The sequence below is a fragment of the Streptomyces sp. LHD-70 genome (assembly GCF_031157275.1).
GTDB lineage: Bacteria > Actinomycetota > Actinomycetes > Streptomycetales > Streptomycetaceae > Streptomyces.
Genome location: NZ_JAVIFW010000007.1, coordinates 43,399 through 62,727, shown reverse-complemented (window position 1 = coordinate 62,727; position 19,329 = coordinate 43,399). Strand labels below are relative to the sequence as shown.

Genomic DNA, 19,329 nt, shown 5'->3' with positions numbered 1-19,329 from the left:
CTCAGTGCTCCTTGACCAGGTCGGCGTAGGCCCCGCCCGCGGCGACGAGGTCCTCGTGTCGGCCGCGCTCCACGATCTGGCCGTGGTCGAGCACGACGATCTCGTCGCTGTCGCGCACCGTGCTCAGCCGGTGGGCGATGACGACGCAGGCGCAGCCGCGGCGGCGCAGGTTGTCGATGACGGTCTGCTCGGTCTCGGCGTCCAGGGCGCTGGTCACCTCGTCGAGGACGAGGATGCTCGGGCGGCGCACCAGGGCCCGCGCGATCTCCAGGCGCTGCCGCTGCCCGCCGGAGAAGTTCCGCCCGTCCTGCTCGACCCGCCCCTGGATGCCGCCGGGCCTGCGGGCCACGATCTCGTACAGGCAGGCGTCCTTGAGCGCGGCGACCACGTCGTCGTCGGGGATCGACGGGTCCCACAGCGCGACGTTGTCGCGGACCGTGCCCTCGAAGAGGAAGACGTCCTGGTCGACGAAGGACACGGAGGCGGAGAGCGCCCCGCGCGGGATGTCCTCCAGGCGCTGCCCGTCGATGCGGATCGTGCCCTCCCACGGGCTGTAGAGCCCCGAGATCAGGCGGGAGACCGTTGACTTGCCGCTGCCCGAGCCGCCGACCAGGGCGACCTGCTGGCCCGGCCCCACCGTCAGCGAGAAGCCGCTCAGGAGCGGCTTGTCGAGGGGGCTGTAGCCGAAGGTGATGTCGTCGAGGGTGACGTGCCCCTTCAACCGCCGTGTGCTGGCGGCCGGTTCGGGGCGTGAGTAGAGCGAGTCGACGGGGAAGTTCTCCACGTCCTTGAGGCGGGCCACGTCGGCGGCGAAGTCCTGGATGCGGCCCGCGACGCCGTTGAGGCGGGTGATCGGCGCGGTGAAGCGGGTCACGAGCGCCTGGAACGCGACGAGCAGGCCGATCGACAGATGCCCCTCGACCGCGCGCAGACCGCCGATCCACAGGATCAGCGCGCTGTTCAGGGTCGCGAGCGCCGGCGCGACGATGCCGAGCCACGCGCTGGGCACACCGAGCTTCTGCTGCTCCTCCAGGGTGGTGGCGTGCTGCCCGGCCCAGCGCCGGAAGTAGCCGTCCTCGCCGCCGGTGGCCTTCATCGTCTCGATCAACTGCAGACCGGTGTACGAGGTGTTGGTGAGCTTGGCGCTGTCGGCCCGGAGCTTCTGGGTGCCGGTGGCGCGCAGCCGGATGACGATCCGCATCGCGACGACGTTCAGGAGGGCGATGCCGAGGCCGACGAGGGTGAGCTGCGGATCGTACGTCCACAGCAGGGCCGCGTAGAGCAGGACGACGATGCCGTCGACCGCGGTGGCCGTCAGGTCGCGGGCCAGGGTCTCGGCGACCGCGTCGTTGGACGCCAGGCGCTGCACGAGGTCGGCGGGGCTGCGCTGGGCGTAGAACGTGACGGGCAGGCGGAGCAGATGGCGCAGGAACCGGGCGCTGCCGAGCGTGGAGGAGATGATCCGGCCGCGCAGCAGGTTGGCCTGCTGCAGCCAGGTCAGGACCACGGTGAGCGCCACCATCGCGCCCATCGACGCGAACAGGGCGCCGAGCAACGAGGTCTGATGCTCGATCAGGAACAGGTCGATGTACGTCCGGCTGAGCGCGGGCAGCGCCGCGCCGACCGCCACCAGCAGCAGGCTGGCCAGGAGCGCGGCGACCATCGTGCCCGTGGTGCCGCGGAGGCGGGCCGGCATGGCCTTCATGACGCCGGGCCTGCGCCCGCCCGGACGGAAGTCCTCGCCCGGTTCGAGGACCAGGACGACACCGGTGAAGCTGGTGTCGAAGTCCTCCTCGGGTATGAACCGGCGGCCCTTGTCCGGGTCGTTGATGTACACGCCCCGGCGGCCGAAGCGGCGCCCCATGCCGTCGTACACGACGTAGTGGTTGAACTCCCAGAACAGGATCGCGGGCGCCTTGACCTCGGCGAGCGCGGCGGGCTCCATCTGCATGCCCTTGGCCGTGAGGCCGTAACTGCGGGCCGCCTTCAGGACGTTGCTGGCGCGCGAGCCGTCGCGCGAGACGCCGCACGCGATGCGCAGCTCCTCCAGCGGGACGTGCCGCCCGTGGTGGGCGAGGACCATCGCGAGGGCGGCGGCGCCGCACTCCACGGCCTCCATCTGCAGGATCGTGGGCGTACGGACCGACTTCGGCCGCCTGCCCTTCGACGCCGGGCGCGGTGCCGCACGGCGCCCGCCGCGCCGCTGGGGCTCCGGGCGGTGCCTGCGCCGGCCGCCGGGGGGCGGCAGTTGCTGCTGGTGAGCCGGGGAGGGGTGCGGTGCGGTCACGGAAGCAGCCAATCGATCGGGCGCTGCTCGGCGAGGTGGAGGGCGCCGTTGGCCGGGGTCATGGAGTCGAGCGCGAACGGCGGTCCGCCGGCGGCCGACCAGGCGAGGCCGGACTTGGTGCCCGACTTCTCCAGCTGTACGAGGACGGCCACGGGCGGCCCGCTCCGCGTGAACTGCCCGGCGAGTTCCTTGTCGCCGAGGAAGCCGGTGATGCGCTGTCGGCTCTGCGTGGCGCGCCCGATGGCCTTCACGCGACCGCGCAGCGTCCCGTACTCCTCGGTGGGCACGGACTGGACGGTGAGGTCGACGGCGGCGCCGACGGGGACGGTGGCCGCGCTGTCGGCGGGTACGTAGAGCATGGCGACGAGCGGGTCGCCGGTCCTGGCCACGCGTTCCAGGGTCGCGACGTCGGCGCCGGTCGTGACGACGGTGCCGATCCGGGCGACGAGCGCGCTGACGCGGCCGGCGGCGATCGCGCGCACGACCTTGTCGCCCTGCTGCGTACGGACGTTGAGCACGGGGTCGCCCGCGGCGAGGCGGTCGCCCTCCTCGGCGAGGACGCGGGTCACCTGACCGGTGACGGGGCTCTGCAGGACGTAACTGCCCTGTCCGTACGTGAGGATTCCGGGTGCCCGGAGTGTCGAGGTGACCGAGCCGGTGACGGCCCAGACGCTCGCGGCGGCCATGACGACGAGGGTGACGGCGAGGACGAGCAGGCCCTGCGGGCGGGCGTAGCGCACCGGTACGTCGAGTTCCTCGGGCGACTGCAGCTTGGACAGGGCCTGTTGGCGGAACTGCACGGAACGCTTCTTTCCTTACTGTGCCTGTGCCTGTGCCTCTGGCTGTGGCTGTGCCTGTGGCGACCGTAAGCCCCGGAACTGGATGTTCCGGGGCTCACGGATCAAGGGTGCCTCAATGAGTTCGAGACTCAGAGACCGGCGACCGTGCTGGTGGCCAGGCCCTGGAGGGGGGCCGTGTTCAGGCCGGTGGTGCCCTCGACGGTGCCCACGACGGTGCCGAGGGTGGCGGAGACCGGGGCGACCGAGTCGACGGTGTTCACGACGGTGCCGACGGCGGCGGCCGAGAGGCCGGCGGCGACGTTGTCGAGGTCGGCGTCGGCGAGCTCGGCGGTCTGGACCTGGGGGGTGTTGTTCATGGTGAAAGCTGCCCTTCTCATGAGTGGTGCAAAGGTGTTTCCAGGGGCCCGCGGAACCAGGGATGTGAATTCCGCGGTGGCGAGGATCAAAGCACGTTGACGGCAGGTGCATCCAATCGCCGGAGCGGCCGTCGATCACGGGCACCGCATCGAATCACCGCTGCGTGCAGGCGGGTTCACCGCGTGGCGGCAGCTCCTTCACAACATTCACAGGGGGAAATGAGGGGCGCTGCACGACTCCGCCCAACAAATCGGACACCTGCCAGCTGAAGGCCACTGCGTGTGGCCCATGCACGGAAATTCGGGGGCGACCACGGGCTGAATAGCGTGACCTTGGTGCACATTCGATGTGCAGGTTTACTGAAGGCGTGCTGAATCGGTTCCGAAGCGGACACAGGGGCTAATAGGCAGTCAGTTCATGCCCGGTCCTGACCTGCCCGGCACGGGCGTGACTCACCGTGGCGCGGTCGCGACCCGCAGGTGGTACTCCTGCGACCGCTCCCACGACCGCTCCCGGAACCGCAAGCGGTACGCCCGCGACCCGCAGATGGCATCGTCGGGGGAGTGGAGCTACGTCACCTTTCCGGATTCGTCGCCGTCGCCGAGGAACTGCACTTCGGGCGGGCCGCCGAACGCCTGCACATCGCGCAGTCACCGCTGAGCCAGCAGATCCGGCTGCTCGAACGGGACCTGGGGGTCCGGCTGTTCGACCGTACGACCAGGTCCGTGCGGCTCACCAGCGCCGGGCGTGCCCTGCTCGAACCCGCCCGGCATCTGCTCGCCGAGGCCTCGGCCGTGCGCCGGACCGTGCTTGCGGCGCACCTCGGCGAGGTCGGCCGCGTCACGCTCGGCTTCGCGGGCGCCAGCAGCTACTCCGCCCTGCCGGTCCTCACGCGCGCGGTCACCTCCGAACTCCCCGGCATCGAGCTGGTCCTGGAGGGCCAGACCTACACCGGCGAGGCCCTGGGCCGGATCGCCGACGGATCCCTGGACATCGGGTTCGTGGCGCTGCCGGTCCGGCGCGGCATCAGCGCACGCGTCGTACGGGTGGAGCGGCTGCTGCTCGCGCTGCCGGACAGCCATCCGCTCGCCCAGCGCACCGAGGTCGCCATCGCGGAGCTGGCGCGGGAGCCGCTCGTGACGTTCCCGCAGGCCCGCGGGTCCGCCGTGCGCGAGGCCATGGTGCAGGCCTGCCACGAGGCCGGGTTCGCCCCGCGGATCGCCCAGGAGGCACCCGACTCGTACAACCTGCTCGCCCTCGTCGGCGCCGGTGTGGGGCTCGCGGTGGTCGTCAGCTCGGCGCGCAACATCCAGCTGGAGCACGTCGTGTTCCGCCCGCTCGCCGGGGACGACGTGCCCGTCCTGCCCATCGCGCTCGGCTGGCGCACCGGCGACTCTTCCGCTGCGTTGGCTGCGGTGCTGCGCGTGGCCGAGCAAGTGCTGCCCACACCGGCGGAGTTCGAGGGGACGGCCGAGGGATAGTGCCCCCGGCGTGCCTGTGCCTGTGCCTGTGCCTGAGGTGTGACTGTGACGGATGACGTCTCAGTGGACGCCCTGATTGGTCTTGGACACCTCCTAATCGGCCGGTGCAGAGTGGCCCACGTCTCGCGACGGAGCGGGGACCGGCCGCTAGGGCCCGTCTCCCCGATCTTTGCGGGTCCGCGACGTCTGGCACGCTCCCCCAGCCTCCGGCCGGGGGGACCCCCACTCGCCGCACGCCCGAATCACCCAAGTACGTCCAGTACGAGGGCGATCCGGGCGCACGCCGAGAGCACGCACCAGACGCCGCGGCCTGGTCCGCAAAGATCGGGGAGACGGGCCCTAGGCCCCCCGCCCATGGCTTCCGTAGCGAGATCTGCCGCTACGAGAGGACGCTCGTCATGCAGCAAGACACCCCGGAGAAGGGCACCCCCGAGCAGAGCACCCCGGGGGAGGACACCTCCGAGGCCCCTCCGCCCACCGCCCGCGACGCCAGACGCGCCGGGATCACCGCCTTCGTCGGCACCACCATCGAATGGTTCGACTTCTACATCTACGGCGCGGCCTCCGCGCTCGTCCTCGGCAAGATCTTCTTCACCGGCATCCCGCCCGCGGTCAGCACGCTCGCGGCCTTCGCCACCTTCTGGGTCGGCTTCCTCGCCCGGCCGCTCGGCGGCCTGATCTTCGGTCACTTCGGCGACCGCTACGGCCGCAAGAAGGCCCTGGTCACCACCCTCACCATGATGGGCACGGCCACCTTCTGCGTCGGCCTGCTCCCCGGATACGCCGAGATCGGCGTCGCCGCCCCCGTCCTCCTCGTCGTCCTGCGCATGGTCCAGGGCGTCGCCATGGGTGGCGAGTGGGGCGGCGCGGTGCTCATCGCCACCGAGTACGCCCCGCCGAAACGCAAGCTGCTCTACGGGGCCTTCGCCCAGCAGGGCTCCCCGGTCGGCAACCTGCTCGCGACGCTCTCCTTCCTCGGCATCGCCCAGCTCCCGGACGCCGAGTTCGAGGCCTGGGGCTGGCGCGTCCCGTTCCTCGCCTCCGCCGTGCTCGTGATCGTCGGCCTGTTCATCCGGCTGCGGCTCGCCGAGACCCCCGAGATGCTGGCCGCCCTGAAGCGCAGGCAGACCACCAGGCTGCCCATCAAGGAGGTGCTCACCCGCTATCCGCTGCTCGTCGTCCTCGGCGTGTTCGCCGGCACGGCAGGCGTCGCGATCACGTACGTGAAGACCACGTTCGCCCTCTCCTGGGCCACCACCAACCTCGACTTCGACCGCACCAGCTTCCTCACCGTCATCTCCCTCGCTCTCGTCGTCCAGGTCGTCGTCCAGCCCTTCGGCGCCGTCCTCGCGACCAAGTGGCCGGTGAAGAAGGCCGTGCTGTGGATGCTGATCCCCGAATTCGCCCTGCTGCCGCTGATGTTCCTGCTCGTCGGCACCGGGAACTTCTGGCTCGCCGCGCTCGGCATGGGCCTCGCGACCTTCCCGCACGCCATGTACTACGCGGCCCTCGCGGGCATCCTCGCCCGCGTCTTCCCCGTCGAGGTCCGCTACACCGGCATGTCCCTCTCGTACCAGCTCTGCACGACGCTCTTCGCCGGGACCGCGCCCGTCGTCGCGCAGTACCTGCTCACCACCTCCGGCTCGATCTGGCCGGTCGTCGCACTCGGCCTCGGCTACACCGCCGTGACCCTCGCCGGTGTGCTGCCCCTGCTCACCCGCACCGCCGGACAGCCCGAGGCGATCCCGTCCCGTACTCGTCAGGAGACCCGTTCATGAACTACGCCGACCAGGACCCGGCGCTGCGCCCGCTCCTCGACCGGATCCTGTCCGCCGAGGACCGCGCCCGCGTCGAGCCGCTGCTCACCGAACTGGGCGCGCTCGCGGGCGGGGAGCTCGACCGGCAGGCCGCCCTCGCCGACGCCAACCCGCCGAAGCTGCGCCAGTACGCGCCGGACGGCGAACGCCTCGACCAGATCGAGTACCACCCGGCCCACGACCGCGTCGCCTCGATCGCGTACGAGCGGTTCGGCCTCGCCGCGATGTCCCACCGGACCGGCGTCCACGGCTGGCCCACCACCGTCCCGCACACCGTCAAGTACGCCCTCTCCTACCTGTACGTCCAGTCCGAGTTCGGCATGGCCTGCCCGCTGTCGATGACCGACTCGGCCGCCCGCATCCTGGGCCTCTTCGACCCGGAGCGGTACACCGACGAGATCGCCGCCCTGTCCTCCACCGACCCCGAACACCGCGTCACCGGAGCGATGTTCATGACCGAGAAGCAGGGCGGCACCGACGTCGGCCGCACGGAGACCGTCGCCACCGACCACGGCACGCACTGGACGCTCACCGGCCGGAAGTGGTTCGCCTCCAACCCGGCCGCCGAAGTGATCCTCACCCTCGCCCGGGTCCCGGGACAGGGCGAGGGCACCCGCGGACTCGGCATGTTCCTCGTGCCGCGCCTGCGCCCGGACGGCAGCCGCAACGCCGTCCGTATCGACCGCCTCAAGGACAAGCTCGGCTCCCGCTCCATCGCCAGCGGCGAGGTCACCCTCGACGCGGCGTACGCGACACCGGTCGGTCAACTCGACCGCGGATTCCGGCAGATGGCCGAGATGGTCAACGTCTCCCGCCTCTCCAACGCCATGCGCGCCACCGCCCTCATGCGCCGCGCCGTCCGCGAGTCCGTCGACCACACCCGGACCCGCGAGGTCTTCGGCAAGCCGCTCTTCGAGCAGCCCCTGATGCGCGCCACGCTGCTGCCGCTGCTCGTCGACGCCGAGGCCGCGCTCGGGCTCGTCCTCGAAGCCGCCGCCCGCCTGACCGAGGCCGACCAGGGGTCCGCCGCCGCCCGTGACCTGATCCGCGTCCTCACCCCGCTCGCCAAGCACACCCTGTGCAAGCGCGCCCGTACCGTCACCGGCGAGGCGATGGAGATCCGCGGCGGCAACGGCTACATCGAGGACTGGGTCAACCCGCGCCTGCTGCGCGACGCGCACCTCGGCTCCATCTGGGAGGGCTCCTCCAACGTCATCGCCCTCGACGTGCTGCGCTGCATGCGCCGCCAGAACGCCCACCACACCCTCGCCGACACGTACGGCCCCCCGGCCGCGGGCCGCCTCGCCGACCGCTGGAAACTGCTCCGCGAGAAGGGCGACGCACTCCTCCAACTCCCGCCGGACGAACAGGAGATGACGGTCGGCCGGTACGCGGACGAGCTCACCCGCGCCGTGATGGCCACGCTCCTCTTCGAGCAGGCCGACCACGAGGCCGCGACGACCGGCAACGGCCGCACCCTCCTGGTCGCCCAGGCCCACCTCGCCCTCATGGACGACCCGGACGCGCTGCCCCGCACCGCCCTCGACCACCTCGCCGAACTGGCCGACGGGGGCGTCGTTCCCCTCGACCAGGTGTCCGGCCCGCACACGCCGGAGGCCCGCCGTGACTGAACCCGCTGCTGTCGCCCCCCTCGCCGGCATCAAGGTCGTCGACCTGTCCAAGATCCTGGCAGGCCCGTACGTCACGATGTCCCTCGCCGACCTCGGCGCCGACGTCGTCAAGGTCGAACACCCCGAAGGCGGCGACCCCACACGCTCCTGGGGCCCGCCCTTCAACGGCCCCGACGCCACGTACTACCTGGCCGCCAACCGCAACAAGCGCTCGGTGACCCTGGACCTCAAGTCGCCCGAGGGTCAGGAGGCCGTCCACCGGATGCTCGCGAGCGCCGACGTCGTCGTGGAGAACTTCCGCCCCGGCAGCACCCTCGCCCGCACGTTCAACTACCAGGAGCTGTCCGAGCGTTACCCCCGCCTCGTCCTCCTCCACATCTCCGCCTTCGGCGACCACGGCCCGCTCCGCGACGAGCCCGGCTACGACATGGTCGCCCAGGCCTCCGCCGGCCTGATGTCCCTCACCGGCGAGCCCGACGGCCCGCCCGTCAAGGCCGGATACGCGATGGGCGACCTCGGCGCGGCACTCTTCGGGATCATCGGCGTCACCTCCGCCCTCGTCGAACGCGCACGCACCGGACGCGGCCAGTACGTCACCACCTCCCTCTACGAGTCCCAACTCGCCCTGCACATCAACTGGGCCACCGGCTACTTCGCCACCGGCCAGCGCCCGGGCCGCCTGGGCTCAGGGCACCCCAGCCTCGTCCCGTACCAGGCCTACCCGGCCGCCGACGGCCACTTCGTCATCGCCGTGGGCAACGACGGACTCTTCCGCCGCCTCTGCACCGCCCTCGGCCACGAAGAGTGGGCCGACGACCCGCGCTTCGCCACCAACCGCGACCGGGTCACCCACCGCACCGCCCTCAACGCCAAGCTCGAATCCGTCCTCGTCGACCAGCCCGTCGCCCACTGGTGCGACCTGCTGAAGAGCGAAGGCGTGCCCGTGACCCCGATCCGTACCCTCGACGAGGTCTACGACTGCCCGCAGACCGAAGCGCTCGGCATGGTCCAGAAGGTCGACCACCCCGACGTCGGAGCACTGCGGCAGGTCGCCTTCCCCGTCACGTTCCGCGGCCTGCGCCCGTCCGTGCGCACGGCCCCGCCCACCCTCGGCCAGCACAGCCACGACGTCCTGGCCGAACTCGGCTACAACGACGCCGAGATCGGCCGACTGCTAGGGGGGCGTCTCGCCGATCTTTGCGGGCCCGCGACGCCTGGCACGCCCTCTCGCCGCACCGGACAAAGGCCCAAGTAGCTCCGCTACGAGGACCTTCGCCCGGCACGCCGAGAGCACGCACCAGACGTCGCGGTCTGATCCGCAAACATCGGCGAGACGCCCCCCAGACCACCCGCACGCGCAAGGAGACTGACCATGCCGATCCCCGCCCTCGACGCCGCCGACCCGCTCGGCCTTGAATCCCTCCTCACCGACACCGAGCGGGCCGTCCGCGACACGGTCCGCCAGTACCTCACCGACAAGGTGGAACCCCACATCGCCGACTGGTTCGAACGGGGCGAGCTCCCCGCCCTGCCCGAACTTGCCCGAGACTTCGGCGAGTTGGGCCTCCTCGGCATGCACCTCGACGGGTACGGGTGCGCGGGCATGTCCGCCCTCGCGTACGGGGTCGCCTGCCGCGAGCTGGAGGCCTGCGACTCCGGACTGCGGTCCTTCGTCTCCGTCCAGGGCTCGCTCGCCATGTTCGCGATCCACCGCTTCGGCTCCGAGGAGCAGAAGCAGGAGTGGCTGCCGCGCATGGCCGCGGGCACGGCCATCGGCTGCTTCGGCCTGACCGAACCCGACCACGGCTCGGACCCCTCGTCGATGCGTACGCGCGCCCGGCGCGAGGGCGGGGACTGGATCCTCGACGGCCGCAAGATGTGGATCACCAACGGCTCGGTGGCGGCGGTTGCCGTGGTCTGGGCGCAGACCGAGGACGGCATCCGCGGCTACGTCGTACCGACCGACTCCGCCGGATTCTCCGCACCGGAGATCAAGCACAAGATGTCGCTGCGGGCCAGCGTGACCAGCGAACTGGTGCTTGACGGCGTGCGGTTGCCCGCATCCGCCATGCTGCCCGAGGCGCGCGGCGTCGGCGCGCCGCTCACCTGCCTCAACGAGGCGCGGTACGGCATCGTCTGGGGCGCCACCGGCGCGGCCCGCTCGGCCTGGCAGGCCGCCACCGACTACGCAACCCAGCGCGAGCAGTTCGGCAAGCCCCTCTCCGGCTTCCAGCTCACCCAGCAGAAGCTGGTCGACATGGCCGTGGAGTGGCACAAGTCGACCCTGCTCGCGCTGCGGCTCGCCGACCTGAAGGACTCCGCGGCGGACGTCCACCCGGCGCAGATCAGCTTCGGCAAGCTGAACAACGTACGCGAGGCCCTGGAGATCTGCCGTACGGCCCGGACCATCCTCGGCGCCAACGGCATCTCGCTCGAATACCCGGTGATCCGCCACATGAACAACCTGGAGTCCGTCCTCACCTACGAGGGCACCACCGAGATGCACACCCTCGCCCTCGGGCACGCCCTCACGGGGCATGCGGCGTTCCGCTGATCCGCGCCGTGGCGGTCGTACGGTCGAACCTTCGATCCGTTGCCGAGGAAGGACTGCAGATGCGCAGCGTCACGTACTCGATGGGTGTCTCCCTCGACGGCTACATCGCCGGACCGGACGGCCGCTTCGACTGGACGGAGCCCGACGAGGAAGTCTTCCGCTTCGTCACCGACGAGACCCGGGAGGTCGGCGTCTACCTCCTCGGACGACGCCTCTACGAGACGATGCTGTACTGGGAGACCGCCGTCCAGGACCCGACGCTCGACGCCGCGAACCGCACGTGGGCCGAGCTCTGGACGGCGCTGCCCAAGGTGGTGTTCTCCACGACCCTGACGGAGGTCCAGGGCAACGCCCGCCTGGCCTCCGGCAGCCTGACGGAGGAGATCGAGCGGCTGCGGGCCGAGCCGGGCGACACCACCATCGCGGTCGGCGGCGCGACACTCGCCGCCCAGGCCGCCGCGGCGGACCTGATCGACGAGTACCGGGCCAGGGTCCACCCGGTCCTCGTCGGCGGCGGCGTCCCGTTCTTTCCCCGGGGCGAGCGCCGGGTCGACCTCGAACTCGTGGAGAACCGCACGTTCAGGTCGTCGCGGATGGTCTATTTCCGCTACCGGGTGGTGCGTTAGGGGCTCTTCAGGGGCTCTTCAGGGGCTCTTCCCATCGTGCCGACCGGTCAGTATGTTGCGGTGGCAGTCGAGTCGAGTCGCGCCCGAGTCGTGCTCCGATGGAGGGATCCGTATGACGCCACCGTCCGTGCCGCAGATCGAAGGCCGCTGCGACGAGCGGTTCGCCGGAGTGCGGGCCGCCTTCGAGGCGAACTTCCGGGACCGCGACGAGCTGGGCGCGGCGGTGACCGTGCAGGTCGGCGGCGAGACCGTGGTGGACCTGTGGGGCGGCTGGGCGGACCCCGGCCGCACCCGGCCCTGGCGGCGGGACACGCTGGTCAACGTCTGGTCGACGACCAAGGGGCCCACCGCGCTCTGCGCCCACGTCCTGGCCGACCGGGGCCTGCTCGACCTGGACGCCCCGGTGGCCGCGTACTGGCCGGAGTTCGCGGCGGCCGGCAAGTCCGCCGTCCTCGTACGCCATCTGCTCTCGCACCGGGCCGGCCTGGCCGGACTGCGCGAGCCGCACTCCCCGGCCGAGCTGTACGACTGGGAGCTGACCACGGCACGGCTCGCCGCGATGGAGCCGCTGTGGGAGCCGGGCACGCGGTCCGGGTACCACGCGATGACGTACGGCCACCTCGTGGGCGAGGTGATCCGCCGGATCACCGGCCTGCTGCCGGGGGAGTTCCTGCGCCGGGAGATCACCGGCCCCCTGGGCATCGACTTCACCATCGGACTGGCGGAGAAGGACGCCCACCGCGCTGCCGAGTTGGCCCACTCGCCGGTTCCGGACCGCAGTGAACGGGCAGCCGCCTTCGCCCAGTTGACGCCGACCGCGCTCGCCGCACTGGCCAACCCGCCCGTCGGAGCGGCCCAGGCCAACTCCCCGGAGTGGCGGGCCGCGCACATCCCGGCGGCCAACGGGCACGGCACGGCCCGCGCGGTCGCCGAGCTGTACGGCATCTTCGCCCGCCGGGGACGCTCCGGCGACCACCGCGTCCTCTCCCCGGAGGCGGTCGAACGCGCCCGCCAGGGCCAGGGCTCCTGCCGCGACCTGGTCCTGGGCGCGGGCTTCGACCGCGACACGGAGCTCGCCCTCGGCCTCTGGCTGAGCGGCCCGAGCGCCTCGTACGGCCCCAACCCCCGCGCCTTCGGCCACGACGGGTTCGGCGGCTCCTGCGGCCTGGCGGACCCGGAGGCCGAGATCGGCCTCGGATACGTCATGAACCGGATGGGTCCCCACCTCGCGGACGATCCACGGAAGATGACCCTGATCGACGCGGTCTACAAGGCACTTTGACGACCACTCGACGAGGCTCTGCATGACGCCCGCGCCGTTGCATCGGCGCGGGCGGCGCTGTCCGCGCCCTGGCCCTTGACGTGAGCATGGCTCAGCTCTAGGTTCCGGCCCGAGTCGGGCGTTCAGGAAGCCGTCCTGCATTCAGCTCTGTGAACGCCCGCGCCCCTCGCGCCGTCGTCTCGCGGTTCCCCACACCGGAAGGCGCTCACCCCCCATGCGTTCAGGAAAACTCGTTCTGGCAGGCCTCCTCGTGGCCGCCGTCGCCGTGACCGTGCCCACCGCCGCCGGGGGCTCCCCGGCTCCCCGGCAGCCCGCCGCCCAGCCCGGCCGAAGTGCCCAACAGGCCGCCGCTCCCGCCGAGTTCGCCCACCCCGGCGTGCTGGTGAACAAGGCTCAGCTCGATTTCGTACGCGGGAAAGTGCGGGCGGGCGAGGAGCCGTGGAAGACGGCGTACGACCGGATGGCGGCCAGTGAGTACGCCTCCCTGTCCCGTACGCCCAAGCCGCGGGAGATCGTCGAATGCGGTTCGGGCTCCAACCCCGACCACGGCTGCACGGAGGAGCGCGAGGACGCCATCGCCGCGTACACCCAGGCGTTGGCCTGGTACGTGACCCGCGACGAGCGGCACGCGAAGAAGGCCATCGAGCTGATGGACGCCTGGTCCGCGACGATCAAGGACCACACCAACAGCAACGCGCCGCTCCAGTCCGGCTGGGCCGGGGGCGTGTGGCCGCGCGCCGCCGAGATCGTCAAGTACACGTACCCCGGCGGCTGGTCCGGCTCCGGCCGGTTCGCGACGATGCTGCGGGACGTCTACCTGCCCGAGGTGATCGAGGGCGCGCCGGGGAAGAACGGCAACTGGGAGCTGATCATGATGGCGGCGGCCCAGGGCATCGCCGTCCACCTGGAGGACAGGGCGAGCTACGACAAGGCCATGGAGATCTTCGACGGCCGGGTCCCCGCGTACGTCTATCTGAAAGGCGACGGAGGGCAGCCCGCGTATCCGCCGCGCAGCTCCATCGACACCCGCACCGAACTCGTGAAGTACTGGCACGGGCAGTCCTCGTTCGCGTGGGACGGGCTGTCGCAGGAGACCTGCCGCGACTTCGGGCACACCGGCTGGGGCATCGACGCCCTCTCCCACGTCGCCGAGACCAGCCGCATCCAAGGTGCCGACCGCTACCCGGAGTTGAAGGACCGGCTGCGGCACGCGCTCGGGTTCCACACCCGGATCGAGAACGGCGGCGACGTGCCCTCGACGCTGTGCGGCGGCACGGTGAAGAAGGGCTTCGGCGCGACGACCGAAATCGCCTACAACGCGCTGCACACCCGCATGGGCCTCGACCTGACCGACACCGGTACGTACACCGAATCGCGCCGGCCGCACGGCACCGACGACCACTTCATCGCCTGGGAGACGCTGACGCACGCGGAGAACCCCAGCTGAGGTGGGCTCCGGCGATCGGCTTGAGTAGCATGCAACTGCCTTCGCCTCTGCTGTGCCGCCGTGGAGGGAGCCCCTCCTGAAGGGGGTAAACGGGGCGTCTCGCCGGTGTTCTGGTCCGCTGCTGAGGCGGCAGAGGGGTGCCGGGGGTTCCGTTCGGGTGAGTTGCATGTAACATCCCTGCTCAGGGCGCACCAGTCGCCCCTCGCAGCGCGTGGACTTGGAGTTGATGCACATGCCGGGCTCGGGACAGCAGACGGCCGCAAGCCCTGCCGAAGCCCTGCACACCGCAGAAGCCCTGCATACCGCCGAAGCCCTGCACGCCGCCGTGGCCCGGCTGCGGGCCGAGGTCGGCGGTGAGGTGGACGACTCGGTGCGCAGAAGGGCCGAGTACTCCACGGACGCCTCCAACTACCGCGTCGTACCGGGCGTCGTCGTCGCACCTCGGGACGCCGACGACGTGCTGGCCGCCGTGGCGGTCGCGCGGCAGACCGGGGTGCCGCTCACCTCGCGCGGCGGCGGCACCTCGATCGCCGGGAACGCCATCGGCACCGGCATCGTCCTCGACTTCTCCCGGCACCTGAACCGGATCGAGGCCGTCGACCCGGAGGCCCGCACCGCGCGCGTGCAGCCCGGAGTCGTCCTCTCCGACCTCCAGCGCGCCGCCGGGAAGCACGGGCTGCGGTTCGGCCCCGACCCGTCCACCCACACCCGCGCGACCCTCGGCGGCATGATCGGCAACAACGCCTGCGGCCCGCACGCCGTCGCCTACGGCAAGACCGCCGACAACGTCGCCTCGCTGACCGTCGTCGACGGCACCGGCCGCCAGTACACCGCGGGCCGTGGGCTCGATCCGGTACCCGGGCTCGACGCGCTCGTCCGCTCCGAACTCGCCCTCCTGCGCACCGAGTTCGGCCGCTTCGCCCGGCAGGCGTCCGGCTACTCGCTGGAACATCTGCGGCCCGAGAAGGGTGCGCATCTGGCTCGCGCCCTGGTCGGCACCGAGGGCACCGCCGCCGTCCTGCTCGACGCCGAGGTCGACCTGGTCCCGGTCGCGCCCGCACGCGTGCTCGTGGTGCTCGGCTACCCGGACATGCCGTCGGCCGCCGACGCCGTACCCGCCCTCCTCGGTCACCACCCCCTCGCGGTGGAAGGCCTGGACGCCCGGCTCGTCGACGTGGTCCGCCGCCACCACGGCGCCCACCGCGTACCGCCCCTGCCGAAGGGCGCCGGCTGGCTGATGATCGAGGTCGGCGGCGCGGACACCGCCGAGGCGCTGCGCACCGGCGAGGCCATCGCCGCCGACGCCCAGGCCCTGGACCACACCGTCTTCCCCGCAGGGCCGGCCGCCACCGCGATGTGGCGCATCCGCGAGGACGGCGCGGGCCTGGCCGGCCGCACCGCCGAGGGCAGGCAGGCCTGGCCCGGCTGGGAGGACGCCGCCGTACCGCCCGAGCACCTGGGTGCCTACCTGCGCGCATTCGAGACCCTGATGGACGGCTACGGCGTCACGGGCCTGCCGTACGGGCACTTCGGAGACGGGTGCATCCACGTACGCATCGACCTGCCGCTGGAGGATGGGGGCGATGTGATGCGGGACTTCCTGCACGATGCCGCGCGCCTCGTCGCCTCGTACGGCGGATCCCTGTCCGGCGAGCACGGCGACGGGCGCGCCCGCAGCGAACTCCTCCCGCTGATGTACTCCGCCGAGGCACTCGACCTCATGGGCCGGTTCAAGGCCCTCTTCGACCCCGAGCGGGTGCTCAACCCCGGCGTCCTGGTCGACCCCCGGCCCGTCGACGCCGACCTGCGCCGACCTGCCGCGCCGAGCCTGCCGCTGCGCCGGGGGCTCCCACTCGTCGAGGACGGCGGCGACTTCGCCAAGGCCGTGCACCGCTGTACGGGCGTCGGCAAGTGCCGTGCCGACAACAGCGCGTCGGGCGGCTTCATGTGCCCGTCGTACCAGGCCACCCGCGACGAGAAGGACTCCACCCGCGGACGCGCGCGCGTACTGCAGGAAATGGTCAACGGAACGCTCGTCCAAGGGGGTTGGCGCGCTCCCGAGGTCCAGGAGTCGCTCGACCTGTGCCTGTCGTGCAAGGCGTGCGGCAGCGACTGTCCGGCCGGCGTCGACATGGCCGCGTACAAGTCGCAGGCCCTGCACGAGAAATACCGGGGGCGGCTGCGTCCCCGTACGCACTACACGCTCGGCCGGCTGCCCGCCTGGCTGCGCCTGCTCGGCCGCACCGGCCGCCTCGGGCCCGCACTCGCCAACGCCCTGACCCGCGTACGCCCCCTCGCCCGGCCGCTGCTGCGCCTGGCCGGCATCGACCCGCGGCGCGGCGTGCCGCACTTCGCGAGCCAGACGTTCACCAGGCGGTGGCGCCGGGAGCAACGCGTGGTGCCGGACGCCGAGGGGCCGCGCGTGGTGCTCTGGGCGGACTCCTTCTCCGACGCGCTCAGCCCGACCGTGCCGCAGGCGGCCGCACGTCTGCTCGGCGACGCCGGATTCGACGTGACCGTGCCCGAGCGGTCCGCCTGCTGCGGCCTCACCTGGATCAGCACCGGCCAACTCGACGGCGCCCGAGCCCGGTTGACGAACCTGCTCGACGTCCTCGCCCCGCACGCCGAAGCCGGGGAGCTGATCGTCGGCCTGGAGCCCTCGTGCACGGCGGTGCTCCGCTCCGACCTCCTTGAACTGTGCGGCGACGACCCCCGCGCACGACAGGTGGCCGAGGCCACGCGCACCCTGGCCGAACTCCTCACCGACCACCTGCCCGAGCACTCCACCTGGACGCCACCCGACCTGAACGGCGTGACCGCCGTCGTCCAGCCGCACTGCCACCAGCACGCCGTACTCGGCTTCGACGCCGACCGGCGACTCCTCGCCGCAGCCGGGGTCACCGTCCAGGAACTCGCCGGCTGCTGCGGCCTCGCGGGCAACTTCGGCATGGAGCAGGGGCACTACGAGGTGTCCGTCGCGGTCGCCGAGAACTCCCTGCTGCCCGCGCTGCGCGAGGCGGGAGCCGAGACCGTGCTCCTCGCGGACGGCTTCTCCTGCCGCACGCAGGCCGCCGATCTGGCGGGGGTACGCGGCGTGCACCTCGCGGAGCTGCTGCACCGTACGGGAGCCAGGGCCCAGGAGCGCTGAGCCGCCTGCGCGCGGCCGGCGGATACGGTGTGCCGAGGACGTGGGACGGAGCGGCCGTCCGTACGCGAGGAGGGGCAGGCGGGACGGGGACGTGGTGGAGCGGCCGGAGCAGACGGTGAGCGTGCCGAGCAAGACGGAGAGCGTGCCGAGCAAGACCGACCAGCTGGCGGTCGTGATCCGTGACGCCATCCGCCGGGGCGAGTTGGCGGGCGGCGCCCTGTACTCCGCACAGGAGTTGGGGCAGCGGTTCGGGGTGTCCCGTACGCCGGTCCGTGAGGCACTGCTGCGGCTCGCCGACGCGGGGCTCGTCACCATCGAGAAGAACCGCGGCGTGCGCATCGCCACCGCCAGCGAGTCCGACCTCGCAGAGATCTTCACGCTGCGGCTGCTCCTGGAGCCCCCGGCCGCCCGCCGCGCCGCCGCGCGTATGTCGCCCGACGAACTCCTCCGGATGGACACGGCACTGCAGGAGATGCGCGACACCGCGGAGGACGTGGAGGCGTTCTTCGCGGCCGACCACCGCTTCCACCAGGCGATCCTGCACGGCAGCGGGAACAGCCGGCTCGCCGGTCAGGTCGCCAATCTGCGCGACGCCATCACCCTGCAGGGCCGTCGCACCATTCCGGGGCGACGCGAGGCCCGGCAGGTCATCGCCGAACACGAGCGGATCGCCCGCGCCATCACGGCCCGCGCCCCTTCCGGCGCGGCCCACGCGATGCGGCAGCACCTGCTCAACTCCGCCGAACTCCTCGTCGGCGACGAGGAGTCGGTCGGCTACCTGGACTGGCAGGAATGGGTGGGCGGCGGGGGTTGCTGCGGGGAGTCCTAGTTCCAGCTCCAGTTCTCCACGATGCTGCGCGCGGCGACGACATCGCGCTCAGCGAACTTGGCGCCCTTGACCGCGCCCTTGAGGACGGCCTTGCCCGCGAAGCGGTGGCAGGCGACGCGGCGGCCTTCGCCGCGTTCGGTCCTGTGGCAGACCAGCTCACGCCGGTTCAGCACCGACTTCAGCTCCGCGCCCGCCAGATCAGGCTCCATCACCACTCCTCAAGGAATACCCGCATACCCCCAAGGGTATTATGCTCGCCCCGACGGGGCCCGTAGATCAGGAAGGATGACTCCTGCCATGACCACGCCCGCCGCCCTCAGCACCGCCGAAGCACGCGGCCGTCTGCACGAGCTGACCGTCATCGACGTGCGCACCCCGGGCGAGTACGCCGGTGGCCACCTGCCCGGCGCCCTCAACATCCCCCTCGACCACCTCCAGCGCGCCCTGCCCGACATCCGCCGGGCCGCCGACCGCGGCGCCGTCCTCGTCGTGTGCGCCTCCGGTGCCCGCTCCGAGAACGCCCGCAGGGTCCTCGCCGAGAGCGGCGTCGACACCTCCACCCTCTCCGGCGGCACCGGTGCCTGGTCGGCCGAAGGCCATGAGCTGCACCGTCCGCAGGGTGCGCCGCGGAAGGTCTGGGGCATGGAGCGTCAGGTCCGCTTCACCGCGGGCACGGTCGTACTCCTCGGCCTGCTCCTGGGGCTCCTGGTCCACCCCGCCTTCCAGCTCCTGTCGGCCGGCATAGCGGCGGGCCTGGTCTTCTCCGCCCTCACCGACACCTGCGGCATGGCCGCCCTGCTCGCCAGACTCCCGCACAACCGCCCTCGCGCCGCCGACCTGGACCACGCCCTGGCGGCCCTGCGGAACGGCTGATCGCTCGCCCCCGCGCCTGAGCTGCGGCTTTCGCGCGACGATCCGCGGTGCGCTCGGACCATCCGCAGTCCGCCGGGCTCTCGTAGGAAAACACAAAGTACGGGTCTCAGGCCGCCCCCATTTCATGTTTTCGACGCCTGGCTGAATACCGCCCACCAGCGATGTACTCCTCGGACAAGCCGAACCAACGAACGGGG

Annotated in this window: 15 protein-coding genes; 11 read left to right on the top strand and 4 right to left on the bottom strand. The window is 71.8% G+C overall.

Annotated features, from left to right (window positions below; genetic code table 11):
• Position 1 precedes the first annotated feature (1 nt).
• The 3 genes from RCO28_RS15135 to RCO28_RS15125 all read right to left on the bottom strand — a co-directional run bounded on the left by RCO28_RS15135 (position 2) and on the right by RCO28_RS15125 (position 3,443).
• A complete protein-coding gene (locus RCO28_RS15135; RefSeq protein WP_308941635.1) occupies positions 2-2,287 on the bottom strand; it encodes an NHLP family bacteriocin export ABC transporter peptidase/permease/ATPase subunit in 2,286 nt (761 codons plus the stop codon).
• Positions 2,284-3,087 (bottom strand): HlyD family efflux transporter periplasmic adaptor subunit, encoded by an 804-nt coding sequence (locus RCO28_RS15130; RefSeq protein WP_308941634.1) that lies wholly within the window; start codon positions 3,085-3,087, stop codon positions 2,284-2,286. The genes RCO28_RS15135 and RCO28_RS15130 overlap by 4 nt, the downstream gene beginning before the upstream one ends.
• Positions 3,088-3,215: 128 nt before the next feature.
• Positions 3,216-3,443, bottom strand: a complete 228-nt coding sequence (locus tag RCO28_RS15125; protein WP_308941633.1) for a type A2 lantipeptide — start codon at positions 3,441-3,443, stop codon at positions 3,216-3,218.
• Positions 3,444-4,007: 564 nt separating this feature from the next.
• Between RCO28_RS15125 and RCO28_RS15120 the strand changes: the two genes are divergently transcribed.
• The 10 genes from RCO28_RS15120 to RCO28_RS15075 all read left to right on the top strand — a co-directional run bounded on the left by RCO28_RS15120 (position 4,008) and on the right by RCO28_RS15075 (position 18,259).
• Entirely contained in the window at positions 4,008-4,925 is a 918-nt protein-coding gene (locus RCO28_RS15120; protein ID WP_308941632.1) for a LysR family transcriptional regulator, read from the top strand.
• 398 nt (positions 4,926-5,323) lie between these two features.
• Positions 5,324-6,703, top strand: a complete 1,380-nt coding sequence (locus RCO28_RS15115; protein ID WP_308941631.1) for an MFS transporter — start codon at positions 5,324-5,326, stop codon at positions 6,701-6,703.
• A complete protein-coding gene (locus tag RCO28_RS15110; RefSeq protein WP_308941630.1) occupies positions 6,700-8,373 on the top strand; it encodes an acyl-CoA dehydrogenase family protein in 1,674 nt (557 codons plus the stop codon). The genes RCO28_RS15115 and RCO28_RS15110 overlap by 4 nt, the downstream gene beginning before the upstream one ends.
• The gene (locus RCO28_RS15105; RefSeq protein ID WP_308941629.1) at positions 8,366-9,628 is read left to right on the top strand and encodes a CoA transferase; all 1,263 of its coding nucleotides are present in this window, start codon (positions 8,366-8,368) and stop codon (positions 9,626-9,628) included. The genes RCO28_RS15110 and RCO28_RS15105 overlap by 8 nt, the downstream gene beginning before the upstream one ends.
• A gap of 117 nt (positions 9,629-9,745) precedes the next feature.
• Complete coding sequence (locus RCO28_RS15100) at positions 9,746-10,927, top strand: acyl-CoA dehydrogenase family protein (RefSeq protein WP_308941628.1); 1,182 nt, start codon at positions 9,746-9,748, stop codon at positions 10,925-10,927.
• Positions 10,928-10,986: 59 nt separating this feature from the next.
• The gene (locus RCO28_RS15095; protein ID WP_308941627.1) at positions 10,987-11,553 is read left to right on the top strand and encodes a dihydrofolate reductase family protein; all 567 of its coding nucleotides are present in this window, start codon (positions 10,987-10,989) and stop codon (positions 11,551-11,553) included.
• Between the two features lie 112 nt (positions 11,554-11,665).
• The gene (locus RCO28_RS15090) at positions 11,666-12,835 is read left to right on the top strand and encodes a serine hydrolase domain-containing protein (RefSeq protein WP_308941626.1); all 1,170 of its coding nucleotides are present in this window, start codon (positions 11,666-11,668) and stop codon (positions 12,833-12,835) included.
• A 214-nt stretch (positions 12,836-13,049) separates the two neighbouring features.
• Positions 13,050-14,282 carry an alginate lyase family protein gene (locus tag RCO28_RS15085; protein ID WP_308941625.1) on the top strand — a complete coding sequence of 411 codons (1,233 nt, stop codon included), beginning with the start codon at positions 13,050-13,052 and terminating at the stop codon, positions 14,280-14,282.
• Between the two features lie 232 nt (positions 14,283-14,514).
• Entirely contained in the window at positions 14,515-17,430 is a 2,916-nt protein-coding gene (locus RCO28_RS15080; protein ID WP_308941624.1) for an FAD-binding and (Fe-S)-binding domain-containing protein, read from the top strand.
• Positions 17,431-17,545: 115 nt separating this feature from the next.
• Entirely contained in the window at positions 17,546-18,259 is a 714-nt protein-coding gene (locus tag RCO28_RS15075; RefSeq protein ID WP_308941623.1) for a GntR family transcriptional regulator, read from the top strand.
• Here the strand turns inward: RCO28_RS15075 and RCO28_RS15070 are convergent.
• On the bottom strand, positions 18,256-18,468 hold the full coding sequence (locus RCO28_RS15070; protein ID WP_308941622.1) for a hypothetical protein: 213 nt from the start codon (positions 18,466-18,468) through the stop codon (positions 18,256-18,258). The two genes, RCO28_RS15075 and RCO28_RS15070, sit on opposite strands and share 4 nt — an antisense overlap.
• Before the next feature lie 88 nt (positions 18,469-18,556).
• Here RCO28_RS15070 and RCO28_RS15065 point away from each other — a divergent pair, with 88 nt between their 5' ends.
• Entirely contained in the window at positions 18,557-19,132 is a 576-nt protein-coding gene (locus RCO28_RS15065; RefSeq protein WP_308941621.1) for a rhodanese-like domain-containing protein, read from the top strand.
• Positions 19,133-19,329: the final 197 nt, after the last annotated feature.

Excerpts from the sequence above, each read along its gene's own strand:
- RCO28_RS15115 (WP_308941631.1), top strand. The coding sequence starts at position 5,324 with ATGCAGCAAGACACCCCGGAGAAGGGCACCCCCGAGCAGAGCACCCCG.
- RCO28_RS15090 (WP_308941626.1), top strand. The coding sequence starts at position 11,666 with ATGACGCCACCGTCCGTGCCGCAGATCGAAGGCCGCTGCGACGAGCGG.
- RCO28_RS15110 (WP_308941630.1), top strand. The coding sequence starts at position 6,700 with ATGAACTACGCCGACCAGGACCCGGCGCTGCGCCCGCTCCTCGACCGG.
- RCO28_RS15065 (WP_308941621.1), top strand. The coding sequence starts at position 18,557 with ATGACCACGCCCGCCGCCCTCAGCACCGCCGAAGCACGCGGCCGTCTG.
- RCO28_RS15080 (WP_308941624.1), top strand. The coding sequence starts at position 14,515 with ATGCCGGGCTCGGGACAGCAGACGGCCGCAAGCCCTGCCGAAGCCCTG.
- RCO28_RS15125 (WP_308941633.1), bottom strand. The coding sequence starts at position 3,443 with ATGAACAACACCCCCCAGGTCCAGACCGCCGAGCTCGCCGACGCCGAC.
- RCO28_RS15070 (WP_308941622.1), bottom strand. The coding sequence starts at position 18,468 with ATGGAGCCTGATCTGGCGGGCGCGGAGCTGAAGTCGGTGCTGAACCGG.
- RCO28_RS15095 (WP_308941627.1), top strand. The coding sequence starts at position 10,987 with ATGCGCAGCGTCACGTACTCGATGGGTGTCTCCCTCGACGGCTACATC.
- RCO28_RS15085 (WP_308941625.1), top strand. The coding sequence starts at position 13,050 with ATGCGTTCAGGAAAACTCGTTCTGGCAGGCCTCCTCGTGGCCGCCGTC.
- RCO28_RS15100 (WP_308941628.1), top strand. The coding sequence starts at position 9,746 with ATGCCGATCCCCGCCCTCGACGCCGCCGACCCGCTCGGCCTTGAATCC.